This window comes from Halorhodospira neutriphila, assembly GCF_016584055.1.
Lineage (GTDB): Bacteria > Pseudomonadota > Gammaproteobacteria > Nitrococcales > Halorhodospiraceae > Halorhodospira > Halorhodospira neutriphila.
The window spans coordinates 1-2,355 of sequence record NZ_NRSH01000201.1; the positions used below are offsets into that span (position 1 = coordinate 1).

2 protein-coding genes are annotated in these 2,355 nt (G+C 77.0%); one reads left to right on the plus strand and one right to left on the minus strand.

Features of this window, described 5'->3' with window-relative positions; all coding sequences use genetic code 11:
• Nucleotides 1-1,758 (minus strand): M1 family metallopeptidase (locus CKO13_RS11685; RefSeq protein ID WP_200261230.1); only part of this gene is annotated, 1,758 nt, incomplete at its 3' end.
• Nucleotides 1,759-1,866: 108 nt separating this feature from the next.
• Between CKO13_RS11685 and CKO13_RS11690 the strand changes: the two genes are divergently transcribed.
• Nucleotides 1,867-2,355 (plus strand): hypothetical protein (locus CKO13_RS11690; protein WP_200261232.1); only part of this gene is annotated, 489 nt, incomplete at its 3' end.

Below are 2,355 nucleotides of genomic sequence, written 5' to 3' on the forward strand. Positions count from 1 at the left end.
GGCGGTCGCCTGGGCCGGCGGCGTGCGGCGGAAGGTGCAGGCGCCGATCGCGGCGAGGCGCTCGCGCAGGAACGGCTCGGGGCCGACGAGCAGCAGCGCCCGCTCCGCATCCGCCTCCCCCCGCTCCAGGCGCCCGGCCAGCGGCCGCCGGGCGGCCTCCTCGAGCCCGGGCCACGGCGAGACCAGCCGGACCCGCCGGGCGAGGAAGAGGTCGCGGAGGGTGGGGACGCCCTCGCCGACGGCGAGGCGGCGGTAGACGTGGAAGTCCGGGTCGACGGCGAGCGCCTCGGGGCGCGACTCGGTGGCGATGCGGATGCGCCGGCGCTCGCCGGGCTCGAGCCGCGGCCGGCGGAGCTCGCGGCCGCCGTCGGCGGTCTCCACGACGACGGGGATGCGGGCGGGGTAGGCGTCCTCGTCCCAGGCGATCTCGGCCTCGACGCGGTAGCCGCCCCGCCGGCCGCCGCGCTCCGCCGACCACGCCGCCAGGCGCAGCCGCGGCGCCCCGGTGGTCTCCACGAACCAGGAGAGGGTCGCGGCGATATCCTCGGGCCGGCGCTCGCGGCCGATGGCGGTGTCGGTGAACGCCTCGCGCACGTCGGCCCAGTCCGCCGGGCGGTGGCGGTTGTCGGCGTAGAAGGCGCGCAGCGCCGCGGCGAACCCCGACGCCCCGAGGCGCCGGTGCAGCGTGTGGAAGAGGAAGGCGGCGCGCTGGTAGCCGACGATCTCGTCGCGGGGCTGCCGCCGGCCGCGGAAGCGGCGCAGGGGGTAGTCCCGCGCCGCGGGCAGGGCGGCCTGGCCGCGGAGCCAGTCGCCGCGCATCCGGCGCGCCTCGCCGGGGCCGCGGCGCCGGGCCTGGTGGTAGTCGGCCATGTACTGGGTCAGCCCCTCGGCCCAGTTGCCGTCGGCGTAGTCGATGTAGACGCCGTTGCCCCACCACTCGTGGAGGACCTCGTGGGGCAGGGAGGTGCGGGGGATGAACGGCAGCTGCAGGACGCGCTCGCCGATGTAGGTGAAGCCGGGGAAGGCGTAGCCGACGGGCAGCGGCGCGGCGACGACGGCGTAGCTGCCGTGCGGCGGCGGGCCGATCCAGTCGCCGAAGCGCTCCAGGTAGGCGCCGGCGCGCTCGAGGTAGTCGGCGCTCAGCCCGGCGAGGCGCTCGGGGAAGAAGGTGTAGACGCTGCCGTAGGCCGTCTGCGCCGCGGCCTTCTCCCACTCGCCGGCGACGAGGGTGATGCGCGAGCCGGGGGCCGGGTGCTCGAAGGCGACGCGCCGGCGGCCGGCGTCGCGCTGCTCGCCGAGCCGGGTGCCGCTGGCCACCGCCTGCAGGCGCGCGGGGAGGGCGACGGTCAGCGAGTAGCGCATCGGCCGCGGCCCCGGCTGGGGGTACCAGCCGCTCGCCGCCGTGAGCAGCGCCCCGGAGGCGTCCAGGAAGTCCCGGCCGTCGGCCGGGGGTGCGCCGCTCCAGCGCAGCTCGGCCCGCGTCGGACCCCGCGGGTGGAGGTTGACGGCCTGGTCGCCGAGGCGCTGCACGCTGCCGGCGCCGATCTCGACGGCCTCGAGGGCGAAGCCCTCGCCGAGGGTGAGCGACAGCGGCTCGCCGCTCGGCATCCGGAGCTCGAGGCGGCCCTGGAGGCGTCCCTGCCCGGGGGCGAGCTCGACCTCGAGCGCCCCGTGGGGCGACGGGGCCGCGCCCGCCGTGGGGAGCGCCGAGAGCAGGAGCGCCGCGAGGGCGAGGGGGGAGATCCTTTTCCCGATCATGGGCCCAGCATAGCGAAATTGGGCGCCGGCGTCCCTCTCGGGGCGGTAACCAGCGGTTACTCTTTGCGGAACTGAGATTTGCGGCGCGCCTGCTTAGGCTCGCGCCGTATGGGCCCCAGGAAAGCAGAACGCCTCCACTCGGAGTTCGCCGAGCGGCTGCGCCGCGGGATCCTCGAGCTCGGCATCCAGCCGCGGGAGCAGAAGCGGCTCGGTGAGCTGTTCGAGGTCAGCGGCCAGGCGGTGCGCCGCTGGCTCGAGGGCAGCTCCCTGCCGACGCGCAAGCACATGGCGGCGGCGGCCGACGCCCTCGGGGTCCGCCGCGCCTGGCTGGAGTACGGCGAGCCGCCCATGCGCCCGCAGCAGGGGGTGGCCGAGGGGCGGTGCGGCTACCGGGAGGCCAGGAGCGAGGCCTTCGCCCTGGAGGCCGAGGAGGCCCGGCTGCTCACCGCCTTCCGCCGGCTCGACGCCGAGCAGCGCGCCGCGCTCGAGCGGATCATCGAGGACCTCGCCGCCGCCGGCGGCGGGGCCCGGGAGCGCGGCGGCGGAGATCCCCTTGCCGAGGGACGAGACGACACCACCGGTAATGAAGAGATAACG